The following is a 16246-nucleotide window of genomic DNA, read 5'->3' on the forward strand; positions in this document are numbered from 1 at the left end:
GCTTGACTTCTCTTTTCCAATCAGTAACATACGCGTCATTCCGCGATAGCTCAGTTGGTAGAGCAAGTGACTGTTAATCACTGGGTCCCTGGTTCGAGTCCAGGTCGTGGAGCCAGACAGCAGCAAATCAAGCCCCTGAATTGAAAGATTCAGGGGCTTTTTTGTTGGCGAAAGAAAGGGCTGATTGATTGAAAAGGCTTGCCGATGTCGCTGGCGGAACAATCAGTCAGGCCCGAACAGGCATCATGGTCTGAATCCTGCTTGAATTTGCCAGGCCCGACCGTCACGTGCACGTCATGAGGACGTCGCAAACTGGCGTTGTCCGCCAACAAACATCTCCATAACAACAAGGACGAAGACATGCCCACGCAACACCCGCACCGCAACAATGATCTGTGTACCTCCAGCAAGGTGTACACCGCGCTGACTGAACTCAAGCACCTGGAAGGCCACCGCAGCGCCAAATTCCTTTCGCTGCTGACGCAACACCTGGTGCGCAAGGGCTTGCTCAACGAGCAGGAAGTGGTGCACATGCTCGATCTGGTCGTCGATTGAGCAGCATCGATTCCTACTATTGAAGCGGTTGATTTTTCCTCCCCCCTGCTGAGTCGTAAGGTAACTCCATCGATTGATGGAGGTTCCCATGCCCAAGGTTCAAATCATGTCTGTCATTGGCAGCGCCGTGCCCACCCCACTCAGGGAGCGTGGTCTGTTGGCCTGCTGGTATCTGGTGCAGGACGGCGTCACTATCAGCGGTCCGCTGACTTCTCTGCCCGCCGCCCAAGCCCTGTCACAACGCATCGGCCCTTATCTGCTGACCGCCTAGGGCAACCGCACCCGCGGCTTGCTTTCGACGAACAGCGCCCAACACGACATGAACAGCGCGGCGATCAGCGGGCCGATCACAAATCCGTTCAGCCCGAACACCGCCAGCCCGCCCAACGTCGAGACCAGGACCATGTAGTCGGGCATCTTCGTATCCTTGCCCACCAGGATGGGGCGCAGGAAATTGTCCACCAGGCCAATGACGAATATCCCGAACAGGGTCAATACCACGCCCTGCCAGATGGCCCCGGAGAGCAGGAAATACACTGCCACCGGCGCCCAGACCAGGCCCGCGCCCACCGCCGGCAACAGCGACAGAAAGGCCATCAGCACCGCCCAGAGCAACACCGTGGGAATCCCCAGGATCCAGAAAATCAGCCCACCCAACGCCCCTTGGGTGATGGCCACCAGCAGGTTTCCCTTCACGGTCGCTCGCACCACACGGTTGAACTTCAACTGCAGGCGACGTTTCTGGTACTCCGCCAGGGGAACGGCGGTACGGACCTTGCGCACCAGCTCAGGGCCGTCACGCAGGAAAAAGAACAACAGATAAATCATGACGAAGAAGCTCACCAGGAACTGAAACGTGCCCTGGCCGAAGCTGAACGCCTGGGTGGCGAAGAATTGGCTGCCTTGCATCGCGCCTTTGACGATCCGCTCTCGCAGCCCGTTCAGGTTACCCAGGCCAAAACGGTCGAGCAGGTTCTGGAAGTAAGGCGGCAAGGCATCCCGGAAGCGGGCCAGGTAATCGGCAATGTCCAACTCTCCGCTTTCCAGGCTCTTGTACAACGCCGCCCCTTCCTGGACCAGCAACGTACTGATGACGATCACCGGCAAGATCGCGATCACCACGCAAATACTCAATGTAAGCAGCGAAGTGAGGTTGCGCTGCCAGCCGAGTTTCAGTTGCAGGCGGCGCTGCATCGGGGCAAAGACGATCCCTAGGATTACTGCCCAGAACACGGCGCCATAAAACGGCAGGAGGATCCAGATGAAAGCGATGGTGACCAGAATCAACATCAGCATCTGGGACTTGTCTTGCAGGGTCTTTCGGTTCATTTCTTTTCCATATCCTTGGCGCAATAAACGTTAGTCAGCCAGGATTCGCCGGAGTGCCTTTCCCTTTGCATCCGGTGTTGATCCAGATCAATTGCACAGTACCCGTCGTGGCGTACTCTCGGCGCTTTTTGCGATCCGACGCCACCATGCCCTTCGTTGCCCCCGAACTGCTCGCCCCCGCCGGCACCCTGAAAAACATGCGTTATGCCTTCGCCTACGGCGCCGACGCGGTGTATGCCGGTCAGCCGCGCTACAGCCTGCGTGTGCGTAACAACGAGTTCGACCACGCCAACCTGGCCTTGGGCATTGGCGAGGCCCAGGCCATGGGCAAGCGCTTCTATGTGGTGGTGAACATCGCGCCCCACAACGCCAAGCTGCGCACCTTCCTCAAAGACCTGGAGCCTGTGATTGCCATGGCACCGGACGCGCTGATCATGTCCGACCCCGGCTTGATCATGCTGGTGCGCCGGCATTTCCCGCAGATGCCGATTCATCTGTCGGTGCAGGCCAACACCGTGAACTGGGCCAGCGTCGAGTTCTGGCAACAGCAGGGCTTGAGCCGCATCATCCTGTCCCGGGAGCTGTCCCTGGAGGAAATCGCCGAAATCCGTGAGCAGGTGCCGGCCATGGAGCTGGAAGTGTTCGTTCACGGGGCGCTGTGCATGGCCTATTCCGGGCGTTGCCTGCTGTCGGGCTACCTGAACCGGCGCGACGCCAACCAGGGCAGTTGCACCAACGCCTGTCGCTGGAAATATTCGGCGCAACCGGCGCAGGAAAACGCGGTGGGCGATATCGTGCAGACCTGGCCAGCCGAACCGACCCTGGGCCTCGGCGCGCCCACCGACCAGGTGTTCCTGCTTCAGGAAGCGAACCGCCCGGAGGAATCGATGCCGGCCTTTGAGGATGAGCACGGCACCTACATCATGAACGCCAAGGATCTGCGGGCCGTACAGCACGTGGAACGGCTTGCCCGCATGGGCGTGCATTCCTTGAAGATCGAAGGCCGGACCAAGTCGCACTTTTATTGCGCACGCACCACCCAGGTCTATCGCCGGGCGATCGACGATGCCGTAGCCGGCCGGGAGTTTGACCGCAGCCTGATGACCGATCTCGAATCCCTGGCCCAGCGCGGCTACACCGAGGGTTTTCTACGCCGGCATGTTCATGATGAGTACCAGAACTATCAGAACGGCAGCTCAGTGTCGGAGCGCCAGCAGTTCGTCGGTGAATTGACCGGCCAGCGGCGCGAGCGTCTGGCCGAAGTCCGGGTCAAGAACCGCTTTGGCCTGGGCGATCACATGGAATTGATGACCCCCAAGGGCAACTTTCACTTCGACCTGCATCAACTGCAGAACGTCAACGGCCAGGGCATCGACGTGGCTCCGGGAGACGGGCATGTGGTGTACGTGCCGATTCCGGATGCGGTGGATTTGCGGTTTGGGTTGTTGATGCGCGATGTGCGAGAAGCGTAGCACCTGCACGGCCTCCCCAATCATGCAGACACCGCCAAACAATTGTGGGAGCGAGCCTGCTCGCGATAGCGCCTTCACAGTCAACATCGTCATTGACTGATCTACCGCCATCGCGAGCAGGCTCGCTCCCACAAGGTCGTGTTTGCCTTCGCCCGGCAAGAACTGCCGAAGGCTGCGATCCTCCTTTCCCGATAGGGCCCGGTTGCCCAGGCGAAACATCCGGATCGAGCACGAAAGATCGCAGCCTTCGGCAGCTCCTGCTGCACGACTCAGATGCGGAACTGCCCCACCAGTTTGCCCAGGCGTTGGCCCAGATCGGCCAGGCTGCGGGAGGTCTGGGCACCGAGTTGAGTTTCGTCGGCGACGCTATCCACCGCCACGGCGATCTGGTGCACGCTGCGGTTGATTTCCTCGGCCACGGCGGTCTGTTCTTCAGCAGCGCTGGCGATCTGGGCGTTCATCGAATTGATGGTGCCGATCAACTGCGCCATGGTGTCCAGGGACGCCCCGGCCTCGTTGGCCTGCACCGACGTGCCATCGCCCGCTTCGCTGGAGCGGCGCATCGCTTCTACCGCTGCGTGGGTGCCCGACTGCAAGCGATCAATCATGCCCTGGATTTCCTGGGTACTTTGCTGGGTCCGACTGGCCAGGGCCCGCACTTCATCAGCCACCACGGCAAAACCGCGGCCCGCTTCCCCGGCGCGAGCGGCCTCGATGGCGGCGTTCAGCGCCAACAGGTTGGTCTGCTCGGCGATCGAGCGAATCACCCCCAACACGCTGACAATCGAAGCCACGTCCTGTTGCAAACTGTCCAGGGACAAGCCGCTGCTGCGAATATCGTTCACCAGTGCATGAATCTGCTGGATGCTGCCGGCCACCACACGCTTGGCGGACTGGCCTTCTTCGTCGGTCTGCTGGGCCGCGACGGCGGCACCCTGGGCACTGCGAGCCACTTCCTGGGCGGCCGAAGACATCTCGTTGATCGCCGTGGCGACTTGGTCGGTTTCGTGACGCTGACGCTCCATGGCCTGCTCGGAGCGCTGTGCCTGCTCGGAAACCTGCGCCACCAGCCCAGTCAGCTGCGAGGTCATTTCGGTGATCTGCCGTACCAGACCGTGGATCTTGTCGACAAAACGGTTGAACGAGCCGGCCAGTTGGCCGAGTTCGTCCTGGCTGGTGATCGCCAGGCGGCGAGTCAGGTCGCCCTCGCCCGCCGCGATGTCATCGAGGTTGTCTTTCATCAGGTGCAGCGGCCGCAGGATGGCATTGGCCAGCAACATGCCCACCACCGCAATCACCAGCAATACCACCACAGCAATACCCACGATGCTCAGCAGAACGCCTTGCAGACGTTCTTGAACCTTGGCCTCAACCAGTGCTACCTGAGCTTCAATGCCGTCCAGGTTGACCGAGCTGCCGACCGCCATGTCCCACTTGGGCAAGTAGTCGGTGTAGCCGAGCTTTGGCACCAGTTCGTTGCTGTTTGGCAGTGGCGAGCTGTATTCCAGATAGTGTGTCCCGTCCTTGGCGACTTTCACCAGGTCACGGTTGACATAGACACCGTTGGGATCGCGGTTGTCCTTGAAGGTTTTGCCCACACCGTCGGGGCTGTTGGCCTTGAAGAGACGAACAGTTTCGGAGTCGTAACCGAAGAAATAGCCGTCCTTGCCGTAGGTGACGTTCGACAGTAGCTTGATAGCCTCGGCCCGCGCGGCGTTATCCCCGGGCGCCGACGCGTCGTACAACGGCTTGATGGCAGTAAGCCCCACCGCGACGTAATTCTGCAGGGTGGCCTTGGCGTCGCTGAGCAAGCGCTCGCGGGTTTGCTGAACCTCTTTGCCGGCCTGTTCCTTCAGAATGAAGGCCGTGGTCAGGCTGATAATAGCGGCGGATAGCAATACAGGCAGTATTGCCAAGGACAGAACTTTAGCCTTCAGGCTCAGGCGCATACTGTTCACTCTTATCGGTTTTATGGCGTGGTTAACTGTGTTAACGGCACGGCGCGGGAAAACTGTAGGACAAGGTGAAGGGCTTGCGCCGAGTGGTCAGCTAAAGAGGTGCTGGATTTTGGGGGCCTTATCGCGAGCAGGCTCGCTCTCACATTGGATATCCTGTGAACACCCCTGTGGGAGCGAGCCTGCTCGCGATGAAGGCGACTGGGTCCCGGATTACAACACCATCGCCGCCACCCAGCCAAACACCAGCAGCGGCAAGTTGTAATGGATGAAGGTCGGGACCACGGTGTCCCAGATGTGGTGGTGCTGGCCATCGATGTTCAGCCCGGAGGTCGGGCCCAGGGTCGAGTCCGAAGCGGGCGAGCCGGCATCGCCCAGGGCTCCGGCGGTGCCGACGATGCAGACGATCGCCAGCGGGCTGAAACCCAATTGCAGGCACAGCGGCACGAAGATCGTCGCCAGGATCGGCACCGTGGAGAACGATGAACCGATGCCCATGGTCACCAGCAAGCCCACCAGCAACATCAACAGGGCGCCGATGCCCTTGTTGTGGCCGATCCAGGCCGCCGAGGTTTCCACCAGGCTCTGGACTTCACCTGTTGCCTTCATCACTTCGGCAAAGCCTGAGGCGGCGATCATGATGAAACCGATCATCGCCATCATCTTCATGCCTTCGGTGAACAGGTCGTCGGTTTCACGCCAGCGCACCACCCCCGATACCGAGAAAATCAGGAACCCGACCAGGGCACCGATGATCATCGAATCCAGCAGGAGCTGAATGGCAAACGCCGCCGCGATCGCCAGTCCCGCCACCAACAGGCTCAACGGGTTGTAGCGCACGGTCACCTGTTCGGCCCTGGCGATTGTTTTCAGGTCGTAGATGCGTTTTTTGCGATACGTGAAAAACGCCATGACCAAACCAAACACCATGCCCAGCGCCGGAATGCCCATGGCATGGGTGATGTTGATGTCACTGACGTCCACGCCGCTGCGGGCGACGTTGGCCAGCAGGATCTCGTTGAGGAAGATGTTGCCAAAGCCCACCGGCAGGAACATGTAGGGCGTGATCAAGCCAAAAGTCATGACGCAGGCAATCAACCGGCGGTCCAGCTGCAGCTTGGTCAGTACATAAAGAAGCGGCGGTACCAACAGCGGGATGAAGGCGATGTGGATCGGCAGAATATTCTGGGAGGCGACCGCTACCGTTCCCAGCAAGCCGATCAGGACCCATTTGACCCCCGAGCCACCGGCGACGTCCTGGCGATCCACCATGGCCAGGGCTTTGTCGGCCAGGGCGTGAGCCATGCCGGACTTGGCAATCGCTACGGCGAAAGCACCCAGCAAAGCGTAGGACAACGCCACGGTTGCCCCGCCCCCGAGGCCGGCATTGAACGCCTTGAGCGTGGCGTCGATGCCCAGGCCGCCAGTCAGACCGCCCACCAGAGCGCCGATAATCAGCGCGATCACCACATGCACGCGGGACAGACTGAGCACCAGCATCACGCCAACCGCGGCAATTACTGCATTTATCATCATTACCTCAAAGCACAGCGATGGAGAGCCACCGGACAAAAAGGTCGCGACTTTGCAGGAAGCGGCGAGAAGCTGCAAGGGTCATGCGGCGGGTTTTATATCCGCATGAGAGCGGGAACGCACCGATATCTTGAGTCCAGCCCCAAAACAATGTGGGAGCGAGCCTGCTCGCGATGGCGGTCTGTCAGTTGATATTGAAGTGGCTGACCCGGCGCTATCGCGAGCAGGCTCGCTCCCACCAGAGATCAGCGCTTAGGCAATCCGATCGTGACCTTCAGCCCGCCCCACTCGCTGTCGCCCAGCGCCAGTGTCCCGCCCCAGGTGTCGACGATGTCCCGCACGATGCCCAGCCCCAGGCCGTGGCCGTCGGTCTGCTCATCGAGCCGCGTGCCGCGGCTGAAGACCTGATCGCGGCGGTCTGCGGGAATGCCTGGCCCATCGTCTTCCACCGCCAGGCTGAACCCCTCGGCTGTCTCGCTCACGGTCAGGCGCACTTGCGCGTCGGCCCATTTGCAGGCGTTGTCCAGCAGGTTGCCCAGCAGTTCCAACAGATCTTCACGATCCCAGGGCAGGTGCAGGCCGGGCGGCGCGACGTAAGCCAAGTGCAAGTGCTCACCATGGATCATGTTCAGCGTGGCCAGCAACGCCGGCAGTTCCGCGTCGCAGTCAAGATGGGCACCGGGCAAGGCATCGCCGGACAGTCGGGCGCGGTTGAGTTCGCGGTTCAGGCGCTGACGGACCTGTTCCAGTTGTTCGAGCAACAGCTTGCGCAGCTCGGGGTAAGGGTCGAGTTTTTCATTCGAGGCCAGGCTTTGCAGCACCGCCAGTGGAGTTTTCAGGGCGTGACCCAGGTTGCCCAGGGCGTTGCGTGAACGTTTGAGGCTGTCCTCGGTGTGGGCCAGCAGATGGTTGATCTGCGCCACCAGCGGTTCCAGTTCCCGCGGCACCTGTTCGTCAAGTTGCGAACGCTGCCCGCGCTGCAACTGGGCGATCTGCTCCCGGGCTTTTTCCAGCGGGCGCAAGGCGCGGTGCACCGTGATGCGTTGCAACAACAGAATCAACAGCAACCCCGCCAACCCAAGTCCCAGGCCGATCTGCTGCATGCGCAGGAAGCTGTCCCGCACGGGCGTGTAGTCCTGGGCCACGCTGATGGAAATCGCCTGGCCCAGACGCCGATAGTCGGTACGCAGGACCAGCAGTTTCTGACCTTCAGGCCCCAGTTGCAGGTTGCTGTGCAGCCCCGGATGGTCGAGATGGGGTAACTCCTGGTCCCAAAGGGAGCGGGAGCGCCAATGCGTATCGGCAAAATCGATGCGGAAATAATGCCCGGAAAACGGTCGCAGATAAGCCGGCGACAAGCGTCGTTCATCCAGTTGCAGGCCTTGCGGACCACGCACCAGGGCCACTAGCAGGTTCTCGCTGTCGTTGCGCAGCCCCGCCTCCAGATACCGCTGCAGACCCAGCTCGAACAACCACAGACTGGTCTGCGCCAGAACCAGGCCGACCACCACCATCACACCGATCAGGCCCAGGCTCAGACGCCGCTGGATCGATCTCACTGCGCCTGCCCGCCGAACAGGTAACCCTGGCCGCGACGGGTTTCGATCACGCTGCGGCCCAGCTTGCGCCGCAAGTGATTGACATGGACTTCCAGCACATTGGAATCGCGCTCGGTTTCACCGTCATACAGGTGTTCAGCGAGATGGCTCTTGGAAAGGATTTGCTCAGGATGAAGCATGAAGTAGCGCAGCAGGCGAAATTCGGCCGCGGTCAGTTGGATTTCGGTGCCGTCGCGGCTCACACACTGGCGACCTTCATCCAGATGCAGCCCGGCCGCCTGGAGCGTCGGCTGGTTGGCCTGGCCATGGGAGCGGCGCAGCAATGCCTGGATCCTCAGGTGCAGCTCTTCGGGATGAAAGGGTTTGGTCAGGTAATCGTCGGCCCCGGCCTTGAGGCCTTCGATGCGTTCGGCCCAGGAACCGCGGGCGGTCAGGATCAGCACAGGCGTGCTCAGGCCGCCCGCGCGCCATTGGGCCAACACTTCAAGCCCCGGCACCCCCGGCAAGCCGAGATCGAGGACGATCAGGTCATAAGGCTCGCTGCTGCCCTGATAAACCGCGTCGCGGCCATCGGCGAGCCAGTCGACGGCGTAACCCTGCCGCGTCAGCCCGGCCATCACTTCGTCGGCCAGGGGAACATGATCTTCCACCAGAAGCAGGCGCATCAGTCTTCCTCATCTTTGAGTAAACGGCCGGTCGCGGCCTCCAGGTCCAGTTCGCGCACAACGCCGTCGGTAGCCAGCAATTCGACCTCGTAAATATAGACGCCGTGTTTTTCTTCCAGCTCGGCCTCCAGCAGTTTGGCGCCGGGGTGGCGATCCAGCGCCTGTTGCAGCAAATGTTCCAGGGGCAGGATCACGCCCTGCTGCCGCAATTGCAGGGCCTCATCCTGGTCCAGGTCTCGGGCGACGGCCAGTGAACAGAACACCAGCAGCGCCAGCCCCCAACGGCTGCGGGGGCGTAAATTAAGCTTCATTACAGATCCTGATGATTCTTGAGTACCTTGCCGTCAACCGCGTCCAATTCAAGTTCCCAGTCAACGCCCTGGGCATCGCGCAAGTCCACCTGATAGATGTACTTGCCGTATTCTTGTTCCAGCTCGGTATCGGTCAAGGTGGCGCCAGGGTGTTTGGACAAGGCAGTGGCGTTGAGTTTTTCAACCGACAGAATGGTACCAGCGTCCTGCAGCTTTTGGGCTTCGTCGGCCGTGAGGTCTCGTGCGCTGGCCAGGCCACTGATGGCCATCAGGGTAACGATGAAAAAGGCAGTCAGGCGGTTCATGGGTTGTCTCCTTTTTTTGTAATCTTCACCAGGGAACTGTATCGGGGCGAACTTAACTGAAACTGAATTGCCATCATTGAACACAGATCAATGTGGGAGCGAGCCTGCTCGCTGCCACAGGGCTGACGCCGTTAAATTATCCGTTGCAGCATTCGAGACCGGTATGACCGCCATCCACATCAAGTTCCCTGCCCTGACCCTCAAGGCCGGCCCTCGTGCTCTGGCACGCATTCGCCAGGCTGGCCTGAACGCTGCCGATGTCGGCATTCTGCCGGGCGCCGCCGGTGGCCCCAAGGCCTTGGGCATTCAGGGGCTGGACCTGGCGCTGTTTGGCGAGTGGCTGCCCGCCGCGCCCCGGGAGCGCTCGCTGATCGGTGCTTCGGTGGGCTCCTGGCGCTTCGCCAGCGCCTGCCTGCCGGATGCCGCCGAGGGGATCCGGCGCCTGGGCACCTTGTACAACGAGCAAAGCTTTGCCAAAGGCGTGACTATGGCCGGGGTGAGCCAGAGTTCGCAGCGCATGCTCGATGATCTGCTCCAGGGCCGCGACACGTCGATCCTCGAAAACCCGCACTACCGGCTCAATATCATGGTGGTCAAAAGTCACGGTTTGCTGGCCCAGGATCATCGCGGGCGGCTCGGCCTGGGATTGTCGTCGGTGATCGCCGACAACCTGCGGGGCCGAGCGCGCCTGTCGCGGCATTTCGAACGGCTGATCGTCCACGACCCACGCCGGGCGCCGCCGTTGCACCCGTTGAACGACTTTCCGTCACGCTTCGTCGCTCTGGAGGCCGGTAATCTGCGCCAGGCGCTGCTGGCATCCGGCTCGATCCCGTTGGTGATGGAGGGCGTGCGCGACCTACCCGGCGCCGGCGTTGGCACCTACCGCGACGGCGGCCTGTTGGACTACCACCTGGACCTGCCCTACAGCGGCGAAGACATCGTGCTGTATCCGCACTTCACCGACCGGGTCATTCCCGGCTGGTTCGACAAGGGCCTGCCATGGCGCCGGGGGAACGTCGAGCGCCTGCAGGACGTGCTGTTACTGGCGCCGTCCCGTGAATACCTGGCGCGCCTGCCCTTCGGCAAGCTGCCGGACCGTAACGACTTCAAGCGTTTCATGGGCGATGACACCAGCCGCCGCAAATACTGGCGCACGGCGATGGACGAAAGCCGCCGGCTCGGTGACGAGTTCCTTGAACTGGCGGCCAACGGTGGGCTGGGCGGGCGTTTGCTGACCCTTTAGTCAGCACGGTCGCGCAACGCCGGAACCAAACTGATAAACTCCGCCGCCTGCCTCGCGACCGCTACCTTAAAGAGCCTGAACCTGTGGAAATTTTCAAAGAATTCACCTTCGAATCCGCCCACCGCCTGCCCCACGTGCCAGACGGTCACAAGTGCGGCCGCCTGCACGGCCACTCGTTCAAAGTGGCGATTCACCTGAGCGGCGACATCGACCCGCACACCGGCTGGATTCGGGACTTCTCGGAGATCAAGGCGATCTTCAAGCCGCTCTACGAGCGCCTGGACCACAACTACCTCAACGACATCCCCGGCCTGGAAAACCCCACCAGCGAAGTCCTGGCCAAGTGGATCTGGGAACAGTTGAAGCCATTGTTGCCGGAACTCAGTGCCATTCGCATCCATGAGACCTGCACCAGCGGTTGCATCTACCGCGGCGAGTAAGCGGGCCACAGGGACCTGTGGCATTGGCTTTTTTTGTGTCTATGCTTTTTGGCTCGAACATGCCAAGAGGACGCGACCATGAGCCACTGGCCCCTGGATCACGAATACGACTTCAACGGACACCGCATCCGTTACGCCGTCCACGGCGACGGCCCGCCGCTGGTGTTTGTCCACGGCACGCCCTTCTCTTCCTACGTGTGGCACCGAATCGCCCCGCTGTTCTTGGCCACTCGCAAGGTGCATTACTTTGACCTGCTGGGTTACGGCCAATCCGCACAACCGGACGCCGACGTTTCCCTCGGTGTGCAAAACCAGTTGCTCGCACAGTTGCTGGACCACTGGGGCCTGGATTGCCCGGACGTGGTGGCCCACGATTTTGGTGGCGCAACCGCCCTGCGCACGCACCTTCTCAACGGCAAGCACTACCGCAGCCTGACCCTGATCGATCCGGTGGCGCTGTCGCCCTGGGGTTCACCTTTTGTCCAGCATGTGCGCCAGTACGAAGCGGCGTTCAGCGGCCTGCCCGATTACATTCAGCGGGCCATCGTACCGACCTATATCCGGGGTGCGATCAACAGGCAGATCCCCTATGAAGAACTGGCGCCGTACGTGCAGCCCTGGCTTGGCGAGACCGGCCAGGCCGCGCTCTATCGGCAGATCGCGCAGATGGACGAACGCTATACCCGCGAGGTCGAACCGCTGTATGCAACCGTGCGCTGCCCGACGCAGATCCTTTGGGGAGAGGACGATCAGTGGATCCCCATCGAACGCGGTCGTGCGTTGCAACGGATGATACCGGGCGCACAGTTTCATCCCGTTCCCAATGCCGGGCATTTGGTCCAGGAAGACGCGCCGGAGGCCATCGTCGCGGCAGTGTTGCGGTTTCTAGCGCTGCACTCTCCCACCTGAAGAAACCGCATAGGCAGTGGAAACTGTGTTCCAACTTGAACCACCGCCGCACCGCTTTCGTTCTCTTCACTTACCCAATCCCACGGATTGGCTATAAATAACCTCGCGATCACTCGCTTGGCACGGGCGCTGCACGCTTGCGACATCTTCCTCCTGCGCAAGGACCTCCGCATGACTCAAAACGATCCGGGCAACGACTATCCCTTGAGCGAAGTCCCGATGCATGCCCGCAAGGGCCTGGCCTCCACGGCCATGGTGCTGCTGGGCTTCACCTTTTTCACCGCCACGATGTTTGCCGGTGGCAAGCTGGGGGTAGCGTTCGGTTTTGCCGAAATGCTCACGGTCATCGTGATCGGCAATCTGCTGTTGGGCCTGTACGCCGCCGGCCTGGGTTATATCGCCTTCAAGAGCGGGCTCAATTCGGTGCTGATGGGTCGCTTCTGTTTCGGTGAGGTGGGCAGCAAGCTCAGCGACTTGATCCTGGGTTTCACCCAGATCGGCTGGTACGCCTGGGGCACGGCGACGGCGGCGGTGGTACTGGGCAAGTATTTTCATTTGAACGAAGGCACCGTGCTGGGGCTGATGGTGCTGTTCGGCCTGGGGTTCTGCGTCACCGCCTACATTGGTTATCGCGGGCTCGAGATCCTGTCGTACATCGCCGTGCCGACCATGATGTTGTTGCTGATGTTGTCGATGTGGGTCGCGACGGTAAAGGTCGGTGGCCTGGATGGGTTGCTGGCGGTGGTGCCGACGGGCAGCCTCGATTGGTCCACCGCCATCACGCTGGTGTTCGGCACGTTCGTCAGCGGTGCCACCCAGGCGACCAACTGGACGCGGTTTTCCCGCTCGGCGAAGATCGCGGTGCTGGCGAGCCTGATCGGCTTTTTCATCGGCAACGGCCTGATGGTATTGATCGGCGCCTACGGAGCCATCGTCTATCAACAGCCGGACGTGGTGGAAGTGCTGCTGTTGCAAGGCTTCGCCATGGCGGCGATGGCGATGCTGCTGCTCAACATCTGGAGCACCCAGGACAACACCATCTATAACTTTGCCGTGGCCGGCTGCAACCTGCTGCGCACCCGTCGGCGCAAAACCGTGACCCTGGGCGGCGCGGCGATCGGCACACTGCTGGCCCTGGTGGGCATGTACGATCTGCTGGTGCCTTACCTGATTTTGCTGGGCACGGTGATCCCGCCGATTGGCGGAGTGATCATGGCCGATTTCTTCTTCCGCTGGCGCGGCCGCTATCCGCGTCTGGCCCAAGCGCAGCTGCCAGCCTTCAACTGGCCGGGGCTGTTTGCGTACGGCGCAGGCACCCTCGCGGCGTTCACTTCGCCTTGGGTTGCGCCACTGGTAGGAATCGCCACCGGCGCGCTAACGTATGTGATATTGATCGGCCTATTGGGAATTCGCGCCACCGATACCCCCCTCCAAGATCTTTGAGAAGGACTCGCTTGATGCACATCATCAACGCCCGCCTGCGCAACCGCGAAGGCTTGCATGAACTGCACCTGGAAAACGGCCTGATCGCCAGCATTGCACGCCAGACCGAAGCCCCGAGCCTCGGCTCGCAAGACCTCGACGCCGGCGGTAATCTGGTGGTGCCGCCGTTCGTCGAACCGCACATTCATCTGGATGCCACCCTCACCGCCGGCGAACCCCGCTGGAACATGAGCGGGACGCTGTTCGAGGGCATCGAGTGCTGGGGCGAGCGCAAGGCCACCATCACCCAGGAAGACACCAAGACCCGCGCCAAAAAAACCATCCAGGCATTGGCCGCCCATGGCATCCAGCATGTGCGCACCCATGTCGATGTCACCGATCCTGACCTCACCGCCCTCAAAGCCATGCTTGAAGTGCGTGAGGAAAGTCGTCACCTGATCGACCTGCAGATCGTCGCGTTTCCCCAGGAAGGCATCGAGTCCTACCGCAACGGCCGCGAACTGATGGAGGAAGCAATTCGAATGGGTGCCGACGTGGTGGGCGGCATTCCGCATTTCGAGTACACCCGGGATCAAGGCGTAAGCTCGGTGAAATTCCTGATGGACCTGGCCGAGCGCACCGGTTGCCTGGTGGACGTGCATTGCGACGAGACCGACGACCCGCACTCGCGCTTTCTCGAAGTGCTGGCCGAAGAAGCCCGCAGCCGCGACATGGGCGCCCGCGTCACCGCCAGCCACACACCACGGCCATGGGCTCCTATGACAATGCCTACTGCGCCAAGCTGTTTCGCCTGCTCGGGCACTCGGGCATCAGCTTCGTTTCCTGTCCCACCGAAAGCATCCACCTGCAAGGACGTTTCGATAACTTCCCTAAACGCCGCGGCGTCACCCGAGTCAACGAATTGCTCGAAGCGGGGATGAACGTGTGCTTCGGCCAGGACTCCATCGTCGACCCGTGGTATCCCCTGGGCAACGGCAATATCCTGCGGGTGCTGGAAGCTGGCCTGCACATCTGCCACATGCTGGGTTACCGCAACCTGCAAAGCGCCCTGGACCTGGTCACTGATAACAGCGCCAAGGCCATGGCCCTGGGCGAGCGCTACGGCCTGGAAACCGGGCGCCCGGCGAATCTGCTGATCCTCTCGGCCGACAGTGACTACGAAGTGATCCGCAGCCAGGGCCTACCGCTTTACTCCATTCGCAATGGCGAAGTGCTGATGAAGCGGCAGATGCCGATGGTGGAGTTTGCGGTTCAGCCAGGTTGAGGTCATCGCGAGCAGGCTCGCTCCCACAGTGGAGCGGCGCCGTACGCGCATTTTTGTGCCCGCTGAAGATCGAATGTGGGAGCGAGCCTGCTCGCGATGGCGTCATTGGCTGCGGCGCAGATCGTCTATGACACAGACCGCGCAACACCAAACAACCTGACCCGCAGCAGCTCACCCGCCTGCTCCTCCAGCAGAATCGGTGCAGTGCCACCCGGCATCACCACACTCACCGCCCCCGCCGTCACCCAACCCACTCGCCACGCGGCGCACGCCACCGCACTGGCACTGGTGCCCGAAGAAGCGGTGGGACCTTCCCCTCGTTCAAAAATCCGCGCGGCAATGCTTGCTTCGGCCTGGCGCCAGGCCCACTGCAGATTCACCCCCGCCGGGCAGGGAATCCCGGACCCACCGGGCGGCGCATAGGCAATGCGCGTCAGGCTTTGGGCCAACGCTGGGGCACGCATCTGCGGGTTACTTGGCAACGCCTCGGCGCTGTCCACCAGGGTCACGCAGTGCGGGTTGCCAATGTTCACGAACTGACTGCTGCCCCAGGCCGGATTCAAAGCATGAAGCGCAGCCACACGGCTGACTTCGCGCTGGTTGACGATCACGCTTTGCACGCCTTGAGCCGCGACAGCGCCGGGGCCGAAAAGTGGTTTTCCCAAGTCCAGCCAGAAACCCGAGAGACCTTCGAACTCCGCTACGCGGACCGCCGTTTGCAGCGGTGACACGCCTTCACGTTTGTCGTGATGAACCTGTAGCACACATTCGCCGTCGCTCGGCATCAAACCTTGCTCTTTGAGCGCCTGGGAGAAAATCGTCAGGCCATTGCCGCTGCGCTCGGCCAGGGTCCCGTCGGTGTTGACGATCAACAGGTCAAAAGGTGGCTCATTCTGGAACGGGCCGATCAGCAGACCATCGCTGCAATGGGCCTTGGCATCCGGCGGCGCCTGACCCGGCGCCCAACTACAGAAGGCCTGCACTGCGGCGCGGGTCCAGGCCTGGCGGGCCTGGGCAGCCTGGGCGGCTGTCGGCGGCAGGTCAATGCCTTGGGCACGGACCTGCTGCGGTGAGACCACGCCATAAATATTGCCCCGTGCATCATAGAACTGCGTCATGGACCAGACCCGGATTCAGCCAGCGAAAGCCGGTACTTTATTCCGGCCAAGGCTGTGCAGGCAAAGCGTGCTTGCCACCCACGCATCTCTTCGGCACCTTGAGGTCGCGGCGCGGTCAGTGGATGTGCAAGCATAGGGCCCGCCC

Annotated in this window: 15 protein-coding genes, 1 tRNA gene and 2 pseudogenes; 9 read left to right on the forward strand and 9 right to left on the reverse strand. The window is 61.5% G+C overall.

Annotated elements, in window-relative coordinates:
* The first annotated feature begins 39 nt into the window (after positions 1–39).
* The 3 genes from PSH91_RS17995 to PSH91_RS18005 all read left to right on the forward strand — a co-directional run bounded on the left by PSH91_RS17995 (position 40) and on the right by PSH91_RS18005 (position 826).
* Positions 40–115: transfer RNA gene (locus PSH91_RS17995), tRNA-Asn, on the forward strand.
* A gap of 245 nt (positions 116–360) precedes the next feature.
* Positions 361–555, forward strand: a complete 195-nt coding sequence (locus PSH91_RS18000; RefSeq protein ID WP_047229259.1) for a hypothetical protein — start codon at positions 361–363, stop codon at positions 553–555.
* 88 nt (positions 556–643) lie between these two features.
* A complete protein-coding gene (locus PSH91_RS18005; protein WP_139049555.1) occupies positions 644–826 on the forward strand; it encodes a hypothetical protein in 183 nt (60 codons plus the stop codon).
* Here PSH91_RS18005 and PSH91_RS18010 read toward each other — a convergent pair.
* Complete coding sequence (locus tag PSH91_RS18010) at positions 823–1884, reverse strand: AI-2E family transporter (RefSeq protein ID WP_047229261.1); 1062 nt, start codon at positions 1882–1884, stop codon at positions 823–825. The two genes, PSH91_RS18005 and PSH91_RS18010, sit on opposite strands and share 4 nt — an antisense overlap.
* Before the next feature lie 146 nt (positions 1885–2030).
* Here PSH91_RS18010 and yegQ point away from each other — a divergent pair, with 146 nt between their 5' ends.
* Positions 2031–3356, forward strand: coding sequence for a tRNA 5-hydroxyuridine modification protein YegQ (gene yegQ / locus PSH91_RS18015; RefSeq protein WP_076386590.1), 1326 nt, complete (start codon positions 2031–2033; stop codon positions 3354–3356).
* Positions 3357–3625: 269 nt separating this feature from the next.
* Here the strand turns inward: yegQ and PSH91_RS26810 are convergent, their stop codons facing one another.
* The 7 genes and pseudogenes from PSH91_RS26810 to PSH91_RS18045 form a co-directional block, all read right to left on the reverse strand.
* Entirely contained in the window at positions 3626–4447 is an 822-nt protein-coding gene (locus tag PSH91_RS26810; protein ID WP_370695204.1) for a methyl-accepting chemotaxis protein, read from the reverse strand.
* Between the two features lie 84 nt (positions 4448–4531).
* Positions 4532–5305 (reverse strand): annotated as a pseudogene (locus PSH91_RS26815) (cache domain-containing protein); the annotation flags it as partial.
* 219 nt (positions 5306–5524) lie between these two features.
* A complete protein-coding gene (locus tag PSH91_RS18025; protein WP_160891366.1) occupies positions 5525–6841 on the reverse strand; it encodes a Na+/H+ antiporter family protein in 1317 nt (438 codons plus the stop codon).
* Between the two features lie 248 nt (positions 6842–7089).
* Complete coding sequence (locus PSH91_RS18030) at positions 7090–8403, reverse strand: ATP-binding protein (protein WP_305466354.1); 1314 nt, start codon at positions 8401–8403, stop codon at positions 7090–7092.
* Positions 8400–9068 carry a response regulator transcription factor gene (locus tag PSH91_RS18035; RefSeq protein ID WP_076383909.1) on the reverse strand — a complete coding sequence of 223 codons (669 nt, stop codon included), beginning with the start codon at positions 9066–9068 and terminating at the stop codon, positions 8400–8402. Before PSH91_RS18035 ends, PSH91_RS18030 begins: the two co-directional genes overlap by 4 nt.
* Positions 9068–9379, reverse strand: a complete 312-nt coding sequence (locus PSH91_RS18040) for a PepSY domain-containing protein (RefSeq protein ID WP_047229266.1) — start codon at positions 9377–9379, stop codon at positions 9068–9070. Before PSH91_RS18040 ends, PSH91_RS18035 begins: the two co-directional genes overlap by 1 nt.
* Positions 9379–9684: a PepSY domain-containing protein gene (locus tag PSH91_RS18045; protein ID WP_047229267.1), complete on the reverse strand. Its 306-nt coding sequence runs from the start codon at positions 9682–9684 to the stop codon at positions 9379–9381. The genes PSH91_RS18040 and PSH91_RS18045 overlap by 1 nt, the downstream gene beginning before the upstream one ends.
* 163 nt (positions 9685–9847) lie before the next feature.
* On the opposite strand from PSH91_RS18045, the gene PSH91_RS18050 reads away from it, so the two are divergent.
* The 5 genes and pseudogenes from PSH91_RS18050 to codA all read left to right on the forward strand — a co-directional run bounded on the left by PSH91_RS18050 (position 9848) and on the right by codA (position 14983).
* Positions 9848–10927 carry a patatin-like phospholipase family protein gene (locus PSH91_RS18050; protein ID WP_305466356.1) on the forward strand — a complete coding sequence of 360 codons (1080 nt, stop codon included), beginning with the start codon at positions 9848–9850 and terminating at the stop codon, positions 10925–10927.
* Between the two features lie 83 nt (positions 10928–11010).
* Positions 11011–11367 carry a 6-carboxytetrahydropterin synthase QueD gene (gene queD / locus PSH91_RS18055; protein WP_047229269.1) on the forward strand — a complete coding sequence of 119 codons (357 nt, stop codon included), beginning with the start codon at positions 11011–11013 and terminating at the stop codon, positions 11365–11367.
* Positions 11368–11445: 78 nt separating this feature from the next.
* On the forward strand, positions 11446–12276 hold the full coding sequence (locus PSH91_RS18060) for an alpha/beta fold hydrolase (protein ID WP_305466357.1): 831 nt from the start codon (positions 11446–11448) through the stop codon (positions 12274–12276).
* 171 nt (positions 12277–12447) lie between these two features.
* On the forward strand, positions 12448–13719 hold the full coding sequence (gene codB / locus PSH91_RS18065; RefSeq protein WP_305466358.1) for a cytosine permease: 1272 nt from the start codon (positions 12448–12450) through the stop codon (positions 13717–13719).
* Positions 13720–13733: 14 nt separating this feature from the next.
* Positions 13734–14983, forward strand: a pseudogene (gene codA / locus PSH91_RS18070) (cytosine deaminase).
* Between the two features lie 125 nt (positions 14984–15108).
* On the opposite strand, the gene PSH91_RS18075 reads toward codA, so the two are convergent.
* Positions 15109–16101: a diaminopimelate epimerase gene (locus PSH91_RS18075; protein ID WP_160891267.1), complete on the reverse strand. Its 993-nt coding sequence runs from the start codon at positions 16099–16101 to the stop codon at positions 15109–15111.
* Between the last annotated feature and the right edge of the window lie 145 nt (positions 16102–16246).

It is taken from the genome of Pseudomonas sp. FP1154 (genome assembly GCF_030687245.1).
Classification (GTDB): domain Bacteria; phylum Pseudomonadota; class Gammaproteobacteria; order Pseudomonadales; family Pseudomonadaceae; genus Aquipseudomonas; species Aquipseudomonas rhizophila.

What these genes read in the sequence shown, in the direction of transcription:
- PSH91_RS18000 (WP_047229259.1), top strand. Translation starts at nt 361, where the DNA reads ATGCCCACGCAACACCCGCACCGCAACAATGATCTGTGTACCTCCAGC.
- PSH91_RS18005 (WP_139049555.1), top strand. Translation starts at nt 644, where the DNA reads ATGCCCAAGGTTCAAATCATGTCTGTCATTGGCAGCGCCGTGCCCACC.
- PSH91_RS18010 (WP_047229261.1), bottom strand. Translation starts at nt 1,884, where the DNA reads ATGAACCGAAAGACCCTGCAAGACAAGTCCCAGATGCTGATGTTGATT.
- yegQ (WP_076386590.1), top strand. Translation starts at nt 2,031, where the DNA reads ATGCCCTTCGTTGCCCCCGAACTGCTCGCCCCCGCCGGCACCCTGAAA.
- PSH91_RS26810 (WP_370695204.1), bottom strand. Translation starts at nt 4,447, where the DNA reads ATGACCTCGCAGCTGACTGGGCTGGTGGCGCAGGTTTCCGAGCAGGCA.
- PSH91_RS18035 (WP_076383909.1), bottom strand. Translation starts at nt 9,068, where the DNA reads ATGCGCCTGCTTCTGGTGGAAGATCATGTTCCCCTGGCCGACGAAGTG.
- PSH91_RS18040 (WP_047229266.1), bottom strand. Translation starts at nt 9,379, where the DNA reads ATGAAGCTTAATTTACGCCCCCGCAGCCGTTGGGGGCTGGCGCTGCTG.
- PSH91_RS18045 (WP_047229267.1), bottom strand. Translation starts at nt 9,684, where the DNA reads ATGAACCGCCTGACTGCCTTTTTCATCGTTACCCTGATGGCCATCAGT.
- PSH91_RS18050 (WP_305466356.1), top strand. Translation starts at nt 9,848, where the DNA reads ATGACCGCCATCCACATCAAGTTCCCTGCCCTGACCCTCAAGGCCGGC.
- PSH91_RS18060 (WP_305466357.1), top strand. Translation starts at nt 11,446, where the DNA reads ATGAGCCACTGGCCCCTGGATCACGAATACGACTTCAACGGACACCGC.
- codB (WP_305466358.1), top strand. Translation starts at nt 12,448, where the DNA reads ATGACTCAAAACGATCCGGGCAACGACTATCCCTTGAGCGAAGTCCCG.
- PSH91_RS18075 (WP_160891267.1), bottom strand. Translation starts at nt 16,101, where the DNA reads ATGACGCAGTTCTATGATGCACGGGGCAATATTTATGGCGTGGTCTCA.